The sequence below is a fragment of the Neobacillus sp. SM06 genome (assembly GCF_050496765.1).
GTDB lineage: Bacteria > Bacillota > Bacilli > Bacillales > Cytobacillaceae > JAEVLT01.
This window is the reverse complement of sequence record NZ_JBNWEO010000007.1, coordinates 218,983-236,661: the sequence shown is the minus strand read 5'-3', so window position 1 is coordinate 236,661 and position 17,679 is coordinate 218,983. Positions and strand designations below refer to the sequence as shown.

17 protein-coding genes are annotated in these 17,679 nt (G+C 43.8%); 9 read left to right on the top strand and 8 right to left on the bottom strand.

Translation table 11 applies throughout. The features are described from left to right. Positions 1 to 40 precede the first annotated feature (40 nt). The 3 genes from ACQYAD_RS02260 to ACQYAD_RS02250 are packed head-to-tail and all read left to right on the top strand — an operon-like array spanning position 41 to position 3,396. A complete protein-coding gene (locus tag ACQYAD_RS02260) occupies positions 41 to 2,755 on the top strand; it encodes an MBL fold metallo-hydrolase (RefSeq protein ID WP_430235075.1) in 2,715 nt (904 codons plus the stop codon). 29 nt (positions 2,756 to 2,784) lie between these two features. After that, entirely contained in the window at positions 2,785 to 3,018 is a 234-nt protein-coding gene (locus ACQYAD_RS02255) for an excisionase family DNA-binding protein (RefSeq protein WP_430235073.1), read from the top strand. A 15-nt stretch (positions 3,019 to 3,033) separates the two neighbouring features. Beyond that, entirely contained in the window at positions 3,034 to 3,396 is a 363-nt protein-coding gene (locus ACQYAD_RS02250; protein ID WP_430235071.1) for a DUF488 domain-containing protein, read from the top strand. An 11-nt stretch (positions 3,397 to 3,407) separates the two neighbouring features. Here ACQYAD_RS02250 and trhA read toward each other — a convergent pair whose 3' ends face one another. Further along, complete coding sequence (gene trhA / locus ACQYAD_RS02245; RefSeq protein WP_430235069.1) at positions 3,408 to 4,055, bottom strand: PAQR family membrane homeostasis protein TrhA; 648 nt, start codon at positions 4,053 to 4,055, stop codon at positions 3,408 to 3,410. A gap of 134 nt (positions 4,056 to 4,189) precedes the next feature. Here trhA and ACQYAD_RS02240 point away from each other — a divergent pair, with 134 nt between their 5' ends. The 6 genes from ACQYAD_RS02240 to ACQYAD_RS02215 all read left to right on the top strand — a co-directional run bounded on the left by ACQYAD_RS02240 (position 4,190) and on the right by ACQYAD_RS02215 (position 9,062). Next, on the top strand, positions 4,190 to 4,780 hold the full coding sequence (locus ACQYAD_RS02240; protein ID WP_430235067.1) for a DUF1836 domain-containing protein: 591 nt from the start codon (positions 4,190 to 4,192) through the stop codon (positions 4,778 to 4,780). A gap of 323 nt (positions 4,781 to 5,103) precedes the next feature. Next, positions 5,104 to 6,090, top strand: coding sequence for a Gfo/Idh/MocA family protein (locus ACQYAD_RS02235; RefSeq protein ID WP_430235065.1), 987 nt, complete (start codon positions 5,104 to 5,106; stop codon positions 6,088 to 6,090). Between the two features lie 22 nt (positions 6,091 to 6,112). Further along, entirely contained in the window at positions 6,113 to 7,147 is a 1,035-nt protein-coding gene (locus ACQYAD_RS02230) for an aldose epimerase family protein (RefSeq protein ID WP_430235063.1), read from the top strand. Positions 7,148 to 7,407: 260 nt separating this feature from the next. Then, positions 7,408 to 7,767 (top strand): DUF3147 family protein, encoded by a 360-nt coding sequence (locus tag ACQYAD_RS02225; RefSeq protein WP_430235061.1) that lies wholly within the window; start codon positions 7,408 to 7,410, stop codon positions 7,765 to 7,767. Positions 7,768 to 7,781: 14 nt separating this feature from the next. Continuing rightward, positions 7,782 to 8,147: a DUF3147 family protein gene (locus ACQYAD_RS02220; RefSeq protein WP_430235059.1), complete on the top strand. Its 366-nt coding sequence runs from the start codon at positions 7,782 to 7,784 to the stop codon at positions 8,145 to 8,147. A gap of 474 nt (positions 8,148 to 8,621) precedes the next feature. After that, a complete protein-coding gene (locus ACQYAD_RS02215; protein WP_430235057.1) occupies positions 8,622 to 9,062 on the top strand; it encodes a helix-turn-helix domain-containing protein in 441 nt (146 codons plus the stop codon). A gap of 162 nt (positions 9,063 to 9,224) precedes the next feature. On the opposite strand, the gene leuD is transcribed toward ACQYAD_RS02215, so the two are convergent. The 7 genes from leuD to ilvB form a co-directional block, all read right to left on the bottom strand. Next, positions 9,225 to 9,809: a 3-isopropylmalate dehydratase small subunit gene (leuD, locus tag ACQYAD_RS02210; protein WP_430235055.1), complete on the bottom strand. Its 585-nt coding sequence runs from the start codon at positions 9,807 to 9,809 to the stop codon at positions 9,225 to 9,227. Between the two features lie 15 nt (positions 9,810 to 9,824). Continuing rightward, positions 9,825 to 11,246 (bottom strand): 3-isopropylmalate dehydratase large subunit, encoded by a 1,422-nt coding sequence (gene leuC, locus ACQYAD_RS02205; RefSeq protein ID WP_430235053.1) that lies wholly within the window; start codon positions 11,244 to 11,246, stop codon positions 9,825 to 9,827. Positions 11,247 to 11,404: 158 nt separating this feature from the next. Further along, positions 11,405 to 12,493: a 3-isopropylmalate dehydrogenase gene (leuB, locus tag ACQYAD_RS02200; RefSeq protein WP_430235051.1), complete on the bottom strand. Its 1,089-nt coding sequence runs from the start codon at positions 12,491 to 12,493 to the stop codon at positions 11,405 to 11,407. 87 nt (positions 12,494 to 12,580) lie between these two features. Continuing rightward, positions 12,581 to 14,125 (bottom strand): 2-isopropylmalate synthase, encoded by a 1,545-nt coding sequence (locus ACQYAD_RS02195; RefSeq protein WP_430235049.1) that lies wholly within the window; start codon positions 14,123 to 14,125, stop codon positions 12,581 to 12,583. Continuing rightward, positions 14,112 to 15,140 carry a ketol-acid reductoisomerase gene (gene ilvC / locus ACQYAD_RS02190; protein WP_430235047.1) on the bottom strand — a complete coding sequence of 343 codons (1,029 nt, stop codon included), beginning with the start codon at positions 15,138 to 15,140 and terminating at the stop codon, positions 14,112 to 14,114. Before ilvC ends, ACQYAD_RS02195 begins: the two co-directional genes overlap by 14 nt. 26 nt (positions 15,141 to 15,166) lie before the next feature. Further along, on the bottom strand, positions 15,167 to 15,688 hold the full coding sequence (gene ilvN, locus ACQYAD_RS02185) for an acetolactate synthase small subunit (protein WP_430235045.1): 522 nt from the start codon (positions 15,686 to 15,688) through the stop codon (positions 15,167 to 15,169). Beyond that, positions 15,685 to 17,409 (bottom strand): acetolactate synthase large subunit, encoded by a 1,725-nt coding sequence (ilvB, locus tag ACQYAD_RS02180; protein ID WP_430235043.1) that lies wholly within the window; start codon positions 17,407 to 17,409, stop codon positions 15,685 to 15,687. The genes ilvN and ilvB overlap by 4 nt, the downstream gene beginning before the upstream one ends. Positions 17,410 to 17,679 lie beyond the last annotated feature (270 nt).

The window sequence follows — 17,679 nt, the reverse complement described above, 5'->3', positions numbered from 1 at the left end:
GAAATCGCATATAATTTTTTCAGAGGTGAAAAACGTGAACGTGAGTATTTTAGGTGGCGGGAGCGAGGTCGGGGCTTCTTGTTTGCATATCAACATGGCAGATACAAACCTGATCATTGATGCAGGGATGAGAATGCACGGTGATGAGTTACTCCCTGCTTTTGGGATGCTGGAGCACCTTGAAGATCCTGAAGCTATCCTTGTCACACATGCCCATGCCGATCATATTGGGGCTTTGCCCATTCTTCATTCGCTCTATCCGTCTGTTCCGATCTATGCCACACCACCAACGGCGGACTTAATGAAGATAATGATGAAAGATTCATCTAAAATTTTAGAACAGCGCGCACACGAAACGAATACCTTGCCGCCCTATTCGGAAGATCAGGTAAATGCAGTACTCTCTGCTGTTCTTCTTTTTCCAGCAAGTGAATATCTAAGGGTTGGGAATTTGAAAATCACCAGCTTTCGAGCCGGGCATATACTAGGTGCCGTGATGTTTTTGATCGAAGGAGGCGGTGAACGGCTGCTTGTCAGCGGTGATTTAAGTTTCAAGGCCGGACGAACCATTCCAGGAGCCCAAGTCCCGCATGATCTTCATCCAGATGTAGTTGTGATGGAATCAACATACGGAAACCGGGCACACACCGATCGGAATACAGAAGAGAGAAGACTTGCGGAGGATGTAGCCGAAGTAGTTGCGGGCGGGGGGTTCGCGCTTATTCCGGCTTTTGCGCTTGGCCGTGCCCAAGAAGTGTTATTGGTATTGCAAGATTATATGGAGAAAGGACTTATTCCCGAATTTCCGATCTATGTAGACGGTCTCGTCACACCGATCAGTAGAATATATAAAAACTATCCACACTTTTTAAAAGGACCTGTTGCCTATCGGATTGCAAAACATGGGGATGTTTTTTTAACAGAAGGCCGGTGCAACGCTGTTCAGCCAAAAGAGCGGGAAGCGGTTTTAAAAGGCAAGGCTGGCTGCATTGTCGCTTCTTCCGGCATGCTGACCGGTGGGGCAAGTTCATGGTATGCGGAAAAAATCGTGACGAATGAAAAAAATGCCATTTTCATAACCGGCTATCAAGATGAGGAAAGTCCAGGAAGAAAATTACTCAACCTTGCAGACGGTGTTGAAAATCAGCTTGAATTAAATGGGACAAGCTATGAGGTAAAATGTCGGATCGGAAAATACGGTTTGTCAGCTCACGCGGATGCAAATGAAATGAAGCGGTTCATTGAGATGCTTCAACCGACCTACACCTTACTCGTCCATGGGGATGATGATGCCAGAGGAAGAATGGCAGAATTGATTGAGCAAAGGTTCAATCCGATACTAGTCGAGAATGGCCAAACCTACCCGTTTGAAAAGCGAAAGTCTGGTCGTGGGGTAGTTGGAAAAAGGTATCACCTGAGTGACTTAGCGTTGAGGTATCGAGAAAAGATAGGGAAAGTATTGCTTTATCGGCCGGAAAATGAACCGAGTGTTAAACTGGCAATTTGCACAGGGTTCCAGCCAAAGACCAATTCGTTTAACTGCCTGACACTCAAAGGCAAACAGCTGAAGCTTCCGGTCGATCAGGTGGCAGAGACGATTGGCGGTTGGAATCGATCAATGGAGGAATTAAGTGAGAGAACTGGCAAAGTTCTAAGTTTCACACGTCCTTTGCTTGAAAAAATTGATTGGAACGACCTCCCGAATCAGACTTTGTCTCTGAGTGAAGTTTGCGAAATTTTACATCTCAAAAGCATTGAGGAACAATTGGCAGCATCCATAGCTTTGCAGAGTTTGGCTACTGATCATCGTTTCCTGCAAAATGGGATTGTCTATTATAAAATCAATCCAGCTATCAAGGCTCAGCTTACTCGTCTTGAGTTGCCGGTTCAAGGGTTGAAACTTAACCCAGCAGCCGCAATGGAAACGGTTCGCACCCTTTTAGCCGATCATCCTCGGTTTCTTCGCTGCGGTGTTGATGATCTTGGCACAAAAGAAGAAAGAATCACCATTTATTTTGATTTTCCCGATGCTGTCTCAGAAAAAGAGAGAAAAGAAATTTTTTCGCAAGTGAAAAACGAAACAGGCTGGCTGGTTCGTTTCTCCGATTCTGTACGACAAGATCTTTTACAAACACAGCTTGTAACATTATTGGGAACTTCAATCAGCTCGCCATCCATTCATCTTCTTGAAAGAAAAGTAGTTGTGCCAAGTGAGCGGCCGGAAGATGCTGAAAAAATAATGTCTGACTTCAAGGAACGAACAGGATTCCATTTACAATTTAAAGGAGAATCACCTGGTGCTGCAAATGGAGAATCGAAGGAATGGTTTCAGGCAAAAACCTCTACCAAAAAGCTTGAGAATAACCAGGCGATTGAAGAAGCAAAAAAATGGGCGCTTGATCGCAACATGACCATTTATAAAACAGGTTTTAAACAGCAAAATGGCCAAACCGGTATGGAAGTTCATTTTGTTTCACCTGAAATCGCCCTCCGCCATGAAGCTGATATGGAGGAGCTATCGTATCGGATTGGCATGCCTGTAACATATGCAAAGAATCCGAAACAAAATGAAATCATTCGGATTGCCCAAGACGTGATTCCTGGAACATGGGTGTTAAAGAAAAATCCATCCATTCATATGGACAAACAGCTTGTAGCTGTCAAGCTTGCCTCGTTACCGGATGAGGAAGAAAAACGAGAAACAAGTGAAAAGCTATTTCAACAAACCGGTTACAAATTAGAGGTCGTGACGTAAATTTTTAAACCGCGCGGAGGAACGTGTACATGTATTTATCAATTGAGGAAACCGCTGAATACTTATCGGTCTCCGTACCGTATGTAGAAAGTTTAATTTTGCAAGGGAAAATAAGAGTAGTTCGGGACGGAGAAGGCAATGTTCTTGTTAACAAGGAACAATTTAACAATCATTTTCAACAGCTTGAAAAATATCGAAAGGCAGTCGAAGAAATAGCGAATGAGCCCATTCCCGAGGATATGGACGTTAAAGACGAAGATTAAGGTGGGGCTTTCAACATGGATAATCTATTTTTAAAAAGAATTTATGAACCATATGATGAAGCAGACGGCTTTCGAATTTTGGTGGACCGGCTATGGCCGCGCGGGATGGCAAAGGCTGATGCCAAATTGGACCTTTGGCTGAAAGATATTGCCCCAAGCAGCGAACTGCGCAAGTGGTTTTGTCATAAACCGGATCGGTTTGCAGAATTCCGTGAAAAGTATTTAGAAGAACTCCGGAGTGATCCTGAAAAAATGGCTGCTGTTGAAACGGTGCAAGAGCGGGCCAAAAATCAACCGGTTACCCTTCTATACGGGGCGAAGGACCCGGTGTATAACCATGCAATTGTATTATATAAAATGATAAAAGGTGCTTTATAGGCACCTTTTGCTTATATTACATATAAAAATACAGATAGAAAATGAGCCAAGCTTCCGAGCAAAATAAAAATGTGAAAGATTTCGTGAAATCCCATCTGTTTGAATTGGAGGATTTTTGGCTTAAGTCCGTAGATTATTCCGCCAATCGTGTAAAAAATCCCGCCAAGAATGAGGAGAAACACTCCTGTAGTGCGAAGCGGACCGGAAAGCGGCGCAATCGCAAAAATAATCATCCAGCCCATTGCGATATAGATGGCTGTCGACAGCCAGCGAGGACAGTTGAACCAAATCATTTTAAAAAGAACGCCAAGAACAGCAGAAACAGCGATAATGGAAAATAACACCCAACCCGTTGCGCCCTGCAAGCTAATCAATGTAAAAGGGGCATAGGTGCCGGCAATTAACACAAAAATCATTGCATGGTCAAGACGTCTCAGAAAAGCAATGACTGTGTCTTTCGCGATTACCATGTGGTAGGTCGCAGATGCGGAATAAAGCAAAATCATGCTGACGCCAAAGATTGCCACAGATGTAACAGCCAATGCCGAATGGGTGGTAGTTACAGCTTTCATCACCATTGCCAGCAATCCGACGACTGCAAGAACTGCTCCCGCTAAATGGGTCAGTCCGTTGATCGGCTCCCGAATATATTTGGTCATTGTAAATCCTCCAATCGCAATATGTGGTTTTTAATACTACATACAATCATACCAACAAAGCAAAACATAGTCAATATTTACCGGATAGGATATTTTTTATATAATGAAATAAAACGATTGGATTGGGGCTCTGTATGGACAAATTACAGGAAATTTTTGAAAAGCTTGATCTTGAAGGTCAGCTTCCGTTAGATGAAATTCCTTCGATTGACTTGTATATGGATCAGGTCATTCAATTATTTGAAAAGAAGTTTGCGGAATCGAAACGAACACCTGATGAAAAAATTTTGACGAAAACAATGATCAATAACTATGCCAAAGGCAAACTGCTTTTTCCGATTAAAAATAAAAAGTATTCGAAGGAGCACTTAATTCTCATCAGCTTAATCTATCAGCTAAAAGGGGCATTATCCATCAATGATATTAAAGGGGCATTAAGCGGAATCAATGAGAAAGCCGAAAAAGGGAGTTTCAAACTGGATGATTTTTATTCTAGTTACCTTCAGTTAATTTCTAAAAATACGGCTGATTTTAAAGAAGCTTTGACACAACAGGAAAAGGATCTCAGCGCAGCGGCTAAGGAATTTGAAAATGAGTCAGAAAAAGCCACATTTGAGCCAGTTTTAACGATTGCTTCACTGGTCCACATGAGCAACTTGTATCGAAGAGCGGCAGAAAAACTGGTCGACCACCTTCAGGATAAGCATGAAAGCAACGGTCACTGAGAGAGTGGCTCAACGCCCGAGAAACCGAAATTTGAGCGAAAGCGGTCACTGAGAGGTGTGCTCAAGGCCCGAGGAGTCGAAATTTGAGCGAACCCGGACACTGAGAAATTCATTCAATTCCTCGCAAATGAAATTTGATAAATGCTGATGCACGTCAACTTGAGAGAAACGCGCTGATGATTGTAGTTCATCGCAAAATTTTTTTACCACCCTTTATAAAATAAATTAATAAAGTTCGATTTTTGCTCAGCAGAATGCTATAATAGGGACAACAAAGAAAGAACGAGCAACCTTGAAATCAATTTGAATCGAGGATGAGCGCTATGAGGAAGATCAAATGGGGAGTATTGGGCACAGCCAATATTGCACAAACGCAAGTAATCCCTGCAATCATAAGAGCTGAAAATGCCGAAATAACAGCTATTTCCAGTACAAGCGGAAAGGCAAAGGAAGCGGCAGCGACTTTTTCCATTTCGACTTTTTATAACAGTTACGAAGAACTCCTGCAAAATAAAGAAATCGATGCTGTCTACATTCCACTTCCAAATCACCTCCACAAAAAATGGGTAATCGAGGCAGCAAAACAAGGAAAGCATATCCTCTGTGAAAAGCCGGCTGCACTAAATGCAGAAGAAGCAAAAGAGATGGTCGACTTTTGCCGGGAAAAAGAAGTGACGTTTATGGAAGCGTTTATGTACCAGTTTCATCCGCAGCATCAACGTGTTCGTGAAATAATCGCTTCGGGGGAAATTGGCAAAGTGAAATTCATGAGCTCAAGTTTCTCTTTCTTCTTAGAAGACAAAGAAACAAACATCCGGATGAAAAAAGAAATGGGCGGAGGCAGCCTTTACGATGTTGGCTGTTATTGCATTCATGCCATTCGTACTTTTCTTCAATCAGAACCGGCAGAAGTGGAAGCGTATGCAGAACTCGATCCGAAAACAGGGGTGGATTTAACCGCAAACGTTTATATGAAACTGCAAAATGGCATCCCTGCCATGTTTAGCTGCAGTATTGACATGGCTTCAAGGCAGGAATATGAAATCGTTGGCACAAAAGGACGAATTATTGTTCCGCGTGCATTTCGTCCGGATCTCTATGGCGGTTTAGGACAAATTATTATCCAGACCGAGAAGGTTGTTCGAAAAGAAAAATGGACAGCCGACCTTTATAAACTGGAAATTGAGCATTTTTCGCAAGCGATCGTTGATCAAACGGAAACAGCCTACACTCCAGAAAAAACCATTCGCAACATGGAAGCAGTAGAATCTTGCTACAAGTCCATTAAAAGTAAAAAAATAGATAACTAGGATAACAGGGAGGAATACGAAAGTGGAAATAGCACAAACACTATATGGCATGGCCGACACAAAAGAGATCATTGAATATACACTGAAGAACGACAATGGGATTGAAATTTCCTGCATCAATTTAGGCTGCATCATCACCAAAGTAATTATGCCTGACCGAAATGGATTGAGCGAAAATATCGTACTTGGCTTTGAATCTTTGGAAGAATACTTGGAAAATCCCCCATACTTTGGCGCTGTAATCGGCCGGGTAGCTGGAAGAATAAAAGGAGCCCAATTTGAGCTTGAAGGCACCAGCTATCAATTGAAAAAAAATGATGGCAACAACCATCTGCATGGCGGGCCAAATGGATTTCATAAAGCAATGTGGGATGCAACTACATTTGAAACGAAGGATGAAGTGAGGATTCGCTTTTCATACATAAGCGCAGATGGTGAGGAGGGCTATCCAGGCAACGCAACCATACAAGTAACATATACCTTAAACAATCAAAATCAATTTGCGATTCAATATGAAGCCAATACAGATCAGACCACACCGATCAATTTAACCAACCATTCTTATTTTAACTTGAGCGGCGATTTGAAACGTGATGTTTTGAATCATGTTCTGCAAATGGAAAGCAATCAATTTCTTGAGTTAAACGAGGAGCTGTTGCCGACAGGGAAGTTCGTCGATGTGGCAGACACTGTTTTTGATTTTCGGAATGGCCGGAAAATCAAAGATGGGGCAGAGTCAATGGCACCGCAAAACGTTTTGGCCGGCGGGGGTTATGACCATCCATTTTTGCTCGATGGCAAAATCGTTTTGGTTGATGAGGAAAGCGGACGCAAGCTTCTGATTGAGACAGATGCCCCAAGTGTTGTTCTATACACAGGCAACCAGCTTTCAGATGATCTAAAAATCAATGGTGGCAGCGCTAGAAGGCATTTAGGACTTTGCCTGGAAACTCAAGGTTTGCCGGATGCGATTCATCATCCAGAATTTCCTTCGATTGTGTTAGAAAAAGGACAAACGTATACATCGAAAACAACGTATACGTTTAAATGGGAATAAGAAAGGAAAAGCATTTGCAAGGTTTTATGCAAATGCTTTTTTCATCGTCTTGGAAATTAAAAATTTTCACACTGTTGATACCCTGCATAAGGATCCTGAATCTAGCTCCAGCGCCTTTTGGTTTGAACATCTAGATTGAAAACGCTTCGAAAATGGTAAAAAAATGTTCACACGGAGGACGATAAAAATGCGCTAAAATAGGGGTAACAGAATTTGTGAAATGTATCACAAAAACAACTATTAGTAAGAGGTGGAAAGAAATGTCGAGCATCTCGATTAGTGCCTTACTGATTCGATTTATTCTCGGGGGAGCAGCCGTTGTTGCTTCCACGATTATTGCTAGAAAGCTAGGTGAAAAAGCGGGAGGGATTTTTGCCGCCTTTCCGGCGGTTTACCTTGCAGCCCTTTTGACCATCGGACTGGATTTTCAAGGGAATGAACTGATTGCCCGTTCGCTGATCCTTTCCAAGGGAGCCATTATTGGCATGATGATTAATATTTTAATCGCCGTCATTGCCGGATTTCTGATACCAAAAGGGTGGAAGCGCGGCCTGGTGCATTCAATGGTGATTTGGTTTGTTGTTTCAATGGTTGTTGTGTTAATTACTTCGCAATCATAGGAAGGTGGACATCAATGTTAGACTTATTTGTTCGTTTTTTGTTGGGCGGAACGGCCGTAATGGTCAGCTATTTGGTGACGGTTTTGTCGCCGTGGAAAATACTGGCGGGTATTTTTGCCGCCTTTCCGGCAGTGATGCTGACGGCCGTTTTGATGATGGGGCTTGCTTCAGGCTCAGTGAAGGCAGCCAAAATCGCCAAAGGCTCCGTGTTTGGAATGATCGGCGGCGTCGTTTGCGTCATTACCGTTTTTCTTTCCTTGCAGCTGAGCCATCAATGGCTTTTTAGTATACTCCTTGGGCTCGTTCTCTGGCTGGTCAGCTCAATTGCCATTTCAGCCTTTAAGGAAAAATTATTGAATAGAAGCGCAGCACGCGCGTAAAATACCCAACTGATGGCTCCCCTTAGAGGAAACCATATAATGCCAGACCGTCGCTGCACTAGACGGTTTTTTTACTATTTTACTATATAGATTATTTGTCTATAATATACCCAGCAACATCCCTCATATATAGTTATTTTGCCATTTGATAAGGACTTTATTAAATATAAATTGCACGTTTGTGGCACTTATAGTCCACCTCAGCCTTTAGCTCATGGGTAAATTTTTTTAAATTTTGTAACAATCGCATCTTTCAAATGCCATACAAAAAACGGCGGATTCAGGGGATATAAAAAATAGCAATAATATTCAAATTAAATTTGATCACATTCTTTTTTAATGCTATGATTAAATTAACAAATATGTTAAGTTAACTAAAATGATAAATAATAAATGCCAATTGGGGGGAGTTATAATGATACATATAGACCCAAAGGAATTGTAAAAATCATTAAGTAAAGGAGCAGAAACCTAATGATTAAAACAGAACAGGCGTATAAAGAAGCTGTAGAAAAGTTGAAGCAAGATAAATTATTTATTAAAGAACAGACAAAAAAACTAGAAGAAATGGGATTAGATCCGGAGCATATTGAGCTAGCTATACAACCTTATATTTCTTTTCATGAACAACTTAAAGAAGAAGTGGAGTATTACGAACAAATTAAGCGAGGAGAATTTACTCCTGTAATCAATCTTAAAATGTTAGGAAAAACTTTAATTGCATATAGAATATATATCGGTATGACACAACAAGAATTAGCAGCTAAACTTGGGGTTTCACCTTCACAAATATCTAGAGACGAGAGAAATGAATATTATGGTGCGACTATTGAACGTATACAAAGTGTAATGGAAGCAATGAACATGACCTCAGTTACTAAAATTGATCCATCAGATGTGATTGTCTCTGCCTAAAACTCATAAAGGGTTAAAATAACGTAAATCTTTATTTTTTACTACTCAATTGGTCGAAAAGGCGGGCACTACTTTATGGATTAAGGTTGACCAATTATATTATCAAATATTCAAAAACCTTGCTATCTCCAAAAGGAACAGCAAGGTTTTTTAGTTGCACTTTTATTGATGTGCTAATTCATACTGCTTAATTTTAGCTTCATAGTTCAAGGTAACGCCAATTTCATCCCAGCCGTTGAGGAGCATTTGTTTCGAATATTCTGGGATGTCAAAGGTGACTTTGAAGCCTTCGTCATCATAAACAACTTGTTGTTCAAGATCAACGGTAAGTGTGTATGATCCGGCTTCCGCTTTTTTTACGAGCTGCTGCTTTTGCTCTTCGCTGACTTGAATGGCGAGAATGCCATTTTTCACACAGTTGTTTTTAAAAATGTCCGCGAAGCTAGGAGCAATAATGACTTTAAAGCCGTAGTCTTGAATTGCCCATGGGGCATGTTCACGCGATGATCCACAGCCGAAGTTTTCGCCCGCAACCATGATCGAAGCACCTTGATAGTTTTCATCATTTAAGGAAAAATCAGGACGGGGATTTCCGTCTTTATCAAAACGCCAGTTGTAAAAAAGAAATTGGCCAAAGCCGCTCCGTTCAATACGCTTCAAAAATTGTTTCGGAATAATTTGGTCAGTATCAATATTTGTCCGGTCTAATGGGTAGACAAGGCCTGTATGTGTGCGTAACGGTTCCATTGCAATCAATACCTCCTAGGAATTCACTACTTGAGAAGAAAATTGGCGGACATCGACAAAATGGCCGGCAATTGCTGCGGCTGCTGCCATTTCCGGGCTGACTAGGTGCGTACGGGCATCGTTGCCTTGGCGCCCTTCAAAATTGCGGTTGGAAGTAGAAGCGCAGCGCTCTCCCGGCGGTACGATGTCATCGTTCATCGCCAAGCACATGCTGCAGCCGGCATTGCGCCAGTCAAAACCAGCTTCTGTAAAAACAACATCCAGTCCTTCTTTTTCCGCAGCCAATTTGACACTATAGGAGCCGGGAACGACGATCGCTGTCACAGCAGGATTGACTTTGCGGCCGCGGACGATTTCGGCAGCTTTCCTAAGATCGCTTAGTCTCGAATTGGTGCAGGAACCAATAAACACATGATCAATTTTGACGCTTGAAAGCGGCTGTCCGGCTTCAAGTCCCATGTATTCAAGGGCGCGTTTGATCTCATCCTTTTCATTGGTTGATTCTGCATCAGCTGGATTGGGAACTGATGCGGTGATTGGCAGACACATTCCAGGGTTGGTTCCCCAAGTTACCTGCGGTTCCACTTCAGCCGCTTCAATTTGAACAACAGCGTCATAGACAGCACCTTCATCGCTGGCAAGTTCTTTCCAGCGCTCTACCGCTTGTTTGAATGCTTCCCCTTGAGGGGCAAATCTTCTTCCTTTTAAATAAGCAAAAGTTGTTTCATCCGGTGTAATCAGGCCAGCTCTGGCCCCTGCTTCAATCGACATATTGCAGACAGTCATCCGCTCTTCCATCGAGAGAGAACGAATCGCTTCACCGGTGAATTCAATGACATAGCCTGTACCAAACTGTACGCCGAACTTGCCGATGATGGCGAGAATTAAGTCCTTGGCTGTGACACCCGTCCCCAGTTTTCCGTTAACTTTGACATTTAATGTTTTCGGTTTTGCCTGCCAAAGGGTTTGGGTTGCCAAAACATGTTCGACTTCACTTGTGCCGATGCCAAATGCGAGCGCGCCGAAGGCACCATGGGTTGAAGTGTGGCTGTCGCCGCAGACAATTGTTTTGCCAGGCTGGGTAAGACCAAGCTCCGGCCCGATGACATGGACGATCCCGTTATCGGGATGGTCAATATCCGCAAGCGGAATGCCGAATTCTTCGCAGTTCTTTTTCAACGTGTCGATTTGTGTTTTTGAGATGACATCTTTGATTACACTGCGATCACGAGTCGGCACATTGTGATCCATTGTCGCAAATGTACGGTCTGGCCGGCGTACTTTGCGGGCATTTAATCTTAATCCCTCAAACGCTTGAGGAGAGGTCACTTCATGGACAAGATGCAGGTCGATATAAAGCAAATCAGGTTTTCCGGCTTCTTGATGGACAACATGCTGTTCCCAAATTTTTTCAATAATTGTTTTTGGTTTCTGCATAATTTCATTCCTCACGTTTTAAAGATTTTTGAAAAGAATGGACGGCATTAAACCGCCCATCGTTATGATCGATAGTCTATATGCTGTTACATGTCATTTCGCACACTGAATGAATTAGGAATATGTGTGATGATCTCAAGCATATCCGCCATAACCTATTATGCGCTTTGATGCACCCTTGTTTTGATATAGTCGACAATCAATTTTGTCATTTCAACCGTACCGACAAGCTTGCCGTCCGTCACTTGAAGATCACCGGTGTGGTAGCCTGCATCCAGTGTGGCTTGAACGGCTTCTTCAATTAATTTTGCTTCATTTTCAAGCTCGAAGGAATAACGAAGCATTAGGGCTGCTGATAGAATCATGGCAATTGGATTGGCAATGCCTTTACCGGCAATATCCGGTGCGGAACCGTGAACCGGTTCGTAAAGACCAACACCGTCTTCCCGCAGACTGGCGGAAGGAAGCATGCCGAGCGAGCCGGTTAACACGGAAGCTTCGTCGCTTAAAATATCGCCAAATAAGTTTTCGGTTACAATGACATCAAACTGCGAAGGATTGGTGATTAACTTCATTGCGGCGGCGTCTACTAAAATATGATCGACCACTACATCCGGGTAGTGTGATTTTTTTTCTCCCACGACTTCGCGCCATAGTTTGCTTGATTCAAGAACATTGGCTTTATCGACGGAAGTAAGGCGGCCGCGTCGCTGCTGGGCTGCTTGAAAGCCTTTGTCAACGATTCTTTCAATCTCTTTGCGTGTATAGTAGAGGGTATCGACAACGGCATTTCCGCCATCTCGTCTTTCGCTTGGCGTACCAAAATAGAGGCCGCCCGTCAGTTCACGGACAATCAGCAGATCGCTGCCATTTACAATTTCTGCTTTTAATGGAGAGGCGTGCAGCAAGTTTTTAAATCCCTTAATTGGTCGTAAATTGGCGAATAGATCGAGTGCTTTGCGGATTCCCAATAAGCCGCGTTCCGGGCGCAAATGGGAAGGGTTTTGATCCCATTTTGGCCCGCCGACGGCACCGAGCAATACGGCATCGGCTTTTTTGCACGCCTCTACGGTTGACTCGGGAAGGGGACTGCCATATAGATCAATGGCTGCTCCGCCGATTTCATGGGTCTCGAAGCTGAATGAATGTTGAAATTCTTCGGCAACGGCCTCAAGCACTTCTTTAGCCGACTGAATGACTTCTCTGCCGATCCCGTCTCCTGGAAGTAAAACGATTTGTTTTTCCATTTTGCTTGTTATCTCCTTTAAAAATGAATGACATTTTTGTTGTTGATTCTGCTAAAAATAGAACCTATCCGCAGATCTTCCCGAAGATTAAGTTAACGCCGTTTCTTGGGCGGCGATTTTTTGATTGAAAAAGACGCGGTTGACTGCGTTTAAAAACGCTTTGGCGGATGCTTCCAGTACGTCCTGTGCAGAGGCGCGTCCGCGGACAGGCGTTCCGTTAACCGTCATTTTTACATGTGCTTCGGCCAGTGCATCCCGGCCTTGACCAATTGAGTTTAATTGGAAGTCAGTCAGGTGGATTTCTTCTTTTACCAATGCCTCCAACGTGTTGCACAGGGCTTCAACGCTGCCTTGCCCTGTGCGAGCTGTTTCGACGCGAATGCCTTCCGGCGTTGTCAGCGCAACCGTTGCAGTTGGCAGATTTGCCGAGCCATATTGCACTTGGAAAGCGACAAGTTCGTATTTTTTCACATCCATTACTTCGGTTTGAACATCCGTTAAAATCGCGAACAAATCTTCATCAGTCACTTCCTTTTTCCGGTCTGTTAACTGCTTAAAGGTAACAAATGCTTCCATTAATTTTTCAGCAGACAGCTGAAAGCCCATTTGTTCGATTTTGTCTTTAAAAGCATGGCGACCGGAGTGTTTGCCAAGCACTAGGCTGTTTGATTTCACGCCGACAAGTTCAGGAGTGATGATTTCGTATGTGGAGGCGTGTTTTAAAACGCCGTCCTGATGAATACCCGACTCATGAGCAAATGCATTTTTTCCAATAATTGCCTTGTTGGGTGCGATTGCCATGCCGGTAAAGCGGCTGACGAGGTCACTTGTACGCTTGATTTCATTTAGAACCAAGTTTGTTGTATAGGGATAGTTGTCTTTGCGGATGTTTAAAGCAACGGCAATTTCTTCAAGCGAAGCATTGCCGGCACGTTCGCCAATCCCGTTGATTGTTCCTTCAATCTGTGTCGCCCCGTTTTGAATCGCTGCAAGGGAGTTGGCAACTGCCATCCCTAAATCATCATGGCAATGGGCAGACAAGATCACCTTGTCGATGTTTGGCACGTTTTCTTTCACATATTTGAAAATAGAACCGTATTCCTCGGGTGTGGCGTAGCCGACCGTATCAGGCAAGTTAATCACAGTTGCCCCGGCATCAATCACTTTTTCAATAATTTTTACGAGAAAATCAAGATCGGATCGGGAAGCGTCTTCTGCAGACCATTCAAGTTGCGGGAATTTTTTTCGCGCATAAGAAACCATCTCGACTGCTAAATTCATTACTTCTTCAGGCGTTTTATTCAATTTGTATTTCATGTGAATCGGGGAGGTAGCGAGAAACAAGTGAAGCCTTGGCTCTTCGGCTTCCTTCAACGCGTCCCAGGAAACATCGATGTCGGCTTTCGTTGCACGGGCAAGACCGGTAACGGAAGCATTTTTAATCGTCCGGGCAATCGCTCTTACTGATTCAAAATCCCCTTGGGAGGAAGCCGGAAAACCGGCCTCCATAATGTCCACGCCAAAACGCTCCAGCTGTCTGGCAATCTCAATTTTCTCGAGCTGATTTAAATTCACACCCGGAGACTGCTCACCATCGCGCAATGTTGTATCAAAAACATTAACGTGAACCATTCGCCACCACTTCCTTTTTCGTGACAGATTGTTTAATAAATGGCATTAATGCACGTAATTCACGGCCGACCACTTCAATCTGATGCTTGTTTTCCGCACGATTGATCGCATTAAATTGCGGACGGTTTACTTGATTTTCATTGATCCAGCCTTTCGCAAATACACCGGTTTGAATATCTTTCAATACTTCTTTCATGCGAGCTTTCGTTTCTTCTGTAACAACGCGCGGGCCTGAAACGAAATCACCCCACTGAGCAGTATCGGAAATCGAATAGCGCATGTTTTCAAGTCCGCCTTCGTAAATCAAGTCAACGATTAATTTCATTTCATGGAGGCATTCAAAATAGGCAACTTCTGGCTGGTAGCCTGCTTCAACCAATGTCTCAAATCCGGCTTTAATCAAGCTGGTCAGCCCGCCGCACAATACCGCTTGCTCACCGAAGAGATCGGTTTCGGTTTCCTCTTGGAACGTTGTTTCAAGGATTCCAGCACGACCGGCGCCAATTCCTTTTGCATATGCAAGGGCAATGTCTTTTGCTTTTCCGGTATAGTCTTGATAGATTCCGTATAAAGCAGGAACGCCGCCGCCTTCTGTGTATGTCCGGCGAACAAGATGTCCCGGGCCTTTTGGTGCCACAAGGAAGACATCAACATCTGCTGGTGGAACGATTTGCGTAAAATGAATATTGAAACCATGGGCAAAAACAAGTGCATTGCCAGGCTGCAGGTTTTCTTTAATGCTTTCTTCGTAAACTTTTGGCTGCTGCTCATCTGGAAGAAGAACGACAACAACATCGGCTGCCGCTGTTGCTTCAGCGACTGAACGAACTTCGACCCCATCTTCAACTGCTTTGTTCCATGATTTTCCTTCTCTTAGTCCGACAACGACATCAAAGCCGCTTTCTTTTAAATTGAGTGCATGAGCGTGACCTTGAGAACCGTAGCCGATGACTGCGATTTTTTTCCCGTTTAAAACCTCTTCTTGAATATTACTGTTATAAAGTACTTTTGCCATTTTAACTTCATCCTCTCGAAATAGAATTATTTTATTTGTGAATAGGAAGGTAACTCTGAAACTTGCGGCTGCTGCCCGCGCAGGAAGGCAGTCAATCCTGTTCTTGCCAGCTCTTTGATCCCGTATGGGCGAAGCAGCTCAATTAAAGCATCAATTTTATCCGGCTTTCCAGTTACTTGGACAGCCAGGCTATCGCGGCTGACATCAATAATGGTTGCCCGGAATGGCTCAATGATTCCGTTGATTTCGCTGCGAAGCTGGCCGGAGCTTGATACTTTAATCAGTGCCAGTTCTCTTGCGACAATGGCTTTGTCGGTAATATCAGAAACTTTTAAAACATCAATTTGCTTATTAAGCTGTTTTGTTACTTGTTCAAGCTGTTGCTCGTCTTCCACTTCAACGACAAGCGTCATTTTGGAAATGCCTGCGATTTCGGTTGGACCGACGGAGATGCTTTCAATGTTAAATTGCCGTCTAACTAATAGGCCGGTAACTCGGTTTAAAACGCCGCTGCGGTCTTGAACCGTTGCTGTTATGATTCGTTTCATGGTTTCACCCCAATCATTTCGTGCAGCCCTTTTCCGGGTGCGATCATTGGATACACTTTTTCCAACGGAAGAACACGGCAATCTACAACGATTGGACCGTCATAGGCAAAAATTTCAGGTAGTGCCGTAATTAAATCTTCTTTCGTATCAATTTTCACCCCGCGAATTTGATAGCTTTCCGCAAGTTTTACAAAGTCTGGCTGCGAGTAAAGAATGGATTCGGAATAGCGCTCTTCATAAAATACTTCCTGCCATTGGCGAACCATTCCAAGGGAACCGTTGTTGAGAATGATAATTTTGATTGGCATTTTTCGTTCCTGGATGACCGAAAGTTCTTGCATTGTCATTTGGAACCCGCCATCACCGACAATTGAAACCACCATTTTTTCCGGTGCGGCAAATTGGGCGCCGATTGCAGCAGGGAAGCCAAAGCCCATTGTTCCAAGTCCGCCTGATGTAACCCAGCGGTTTGGTTCGCTGAAAGAATAGTACTGGGCAGCCCACATTTGATGCTGGCCAACGTCTGTTGTTACAATGGCTTCACCGTTTGTTACTTTATGGATTGCTTGAACGAGCCATTGCGGCGAAATGCCGTTTTGATTAGTGTCATACCAAAGTGGGTACTGTTCCTGATATTGTTTTAATGTATCGAGCCATTCTTGATGGTCCGGTGATTTCTGGGCCTGATCAAGCAGGCTCGCCAGCGCTTCTCTTGCGTCCGCGACAATCGGTATTTGCGTCGGAACGTTTTTGCCAATCTCTGCAGGGTCAATATCGATATGCGCCACTTTCGCCTTTTGAGCAAAATGCTTTAAATTACCTGTTAGGCGGTCATCAAAGCGGGTACCAATATTGATTAATAGGTCGCATTCATACAAAGCCATGTTTGCGGTATAGGTTCCGTGCATGCCGCCCATTCCAAGAGAAAGAGGGTGGCCGCCTGGGAAACTGCCAAGACCTAGCAGTGTGGTGACAACCGGCAATTGGTGTGCTTCAGCAAATGCAGTCAATTCGGCTGATGCCTTCCCATGCAATACACCTGCACCGGCAAGAATAACGGGCTTCTTTGCTTTTGATAAGGCATCGGCCAATTTCTTAATTTGCAAAGGATTCGGTTTAATCGTTGGCTGATATCCCGGAAGTTGAAAACTTGCATCGCTGCGTTGCTCAGGTACCTCTCCAGCTGAGATGTCTTTTGGAATATCAACCAATACTGGACCTGGCCGACCGGTCGAAGCGATATGAAAAGCTTCCTTTACAATCCGCGGCAAGTCGCTGATTGATTGCACTTGGTAGTTGTGCTTTGTGATCGGGGTTGTAATGCCAATAATATCCGCTTCCTGAAAGGCATCGGTTCCAATTACATTCCGTCCCACCTGACCGGTGAAAACAACGAGTGGCAGGGAGTCCATCATCGCATCCGTGATCCCGGTCACAAGGTTTGTAGCCCCGGGTCCTGAGGTGGCGATTACGACACCCGGTTTCCCAGTGATGCGTGCATAGCCTTCAGCCGCATGAATGGATCCTTGCTCGTGGCGGAAGAGAACATGTTCAATGGCTCCTTTGGCACGATAAATAGAGTCATAGATTGGCAGGACGGCTCCGCCTGGATATCCAAATAAGAATTCGACACCTTCTTCAACCAACAATTCAATGAGAAGATCTGCTCCTGTTTTTACGGCTGGCCTGGTTTCGACTTCCTGCTTTGCTTCTACCTTCACGTTCGTAATCCCTCCTAATTAAAATTGAACTATTTAAAAAACTCAGCATGCAGCTGGCTTATTAAAACCGTTTAGCAGTTTTGACTAAATGGATCCGGGGAATAGAAAAAGACCTTTTCCGACCCGAATAGCCTGCCAACTGATCCATTAGCAGAATAAACGGGGAGAAAAGGTCTTCCTTTTCACGGTACCACCCGATTTCACAGCATCCTCACGAATACTGCCTTATGAAGCGGAACTTTAAGCAAAACAAGAGCCGCTTCTTTTGGT

Bases quoted from the DNA above. Each gene is read 5' to 3' on its own strand.
- ACQYAD_RS02220 (WP_430235059.1), top strand. From the start codon at position 7,782: ATGTTAGACTTATTTGTTCGTTTTTTGTTGGGCGGAACGGCCGTAATG.
- ACQYAD_RS02240 (WP_430235067.1), top strand. From the start codon at position 4,190: ATGGACAAATTACAGGAAATTTTTGAAAAGCTTGATCTTGAAGGTCAG.
- leuB (WP_430235051.1), bottom strand. From the start codon at position 12,493: ATGGAAAAACAAATCGTTTTACTTCCAGGAGACGGGATCGGCAGAGAA.
- trhA (WP_430235069.1), bottom strand. From the start codon at position 4,055: ATGACCAAATATATTCGGGAGCCGATCAACGGACTGACCCATTTAGCG.
- ACQYAD_RS02235 (WP_430235065.1), top strand. From the start codon at position 5,104: ATGAGGAAGATCAAATGGGGAGTATTGGGCACAGCCAATATTGCACAA.
- leuC (WP_430235053.1), bottom strand. From the start codon at position 11,246: ATGCAGAAACCAAAAACAATTATTGAAAAAATTTGGGAACAGCATGTT.
- leuD (WP_430235055.1), bottom strand. From the start codon at position 9,809: ATGGAACCGTTACGCACACATACAGGCCTTGTCTACCCATTAGACCGG.
- ACQYAD_RS02225 (WP_430235061.1), top strand. From the start codon at position 7,408: ATGTCGAGCATCTCGATTAGTGCCTTACTGATTCGATTTATTCTCGGG.
- ilvC (WP_430235047.1), bottom strand. From the start codon at position 15,140: ATGGCAAAAGTACTTTATAACAGTAATATTCAAGAAGAGGTTTTAAAC.
- ACQYAD_RS02250 (WP_430235071.1), top strand. From the start codon at position 3,034: ATGGATAATCTATTTTTAAAAAGAATTTATGAACCATATGATGAAGCA.
- ACQYAD_RS02195 (WP_430235049.1), bottom strand. From the start codon at position 14,125: ATGGTTCACGTTAATGTTTTTGATACAACATTGCGCGATGGTGAGCAG.
- ACQYAD_RS02215 (WP_430235057.1), top strand. From the start codon at position 8,622: ATGATTAAAACAGAACAGGCGTATAAAGAAGCTGTAGAAAAGTTGAAG.
- ACQYAD_RS02255 (WP_430235073.1), top strand. From the start codon at position 2,785: ATGTATTTATCAATTGAGGAAACCGCTGAATACTTATCGGTCTCCGTA.
- ilvN (WP_430235045.1), bottom strand. From the start codon at position 15,688: ATGAAACGAATCATAACAGCAACGGTTCAAGACCGCAGCGGCGTTTTA.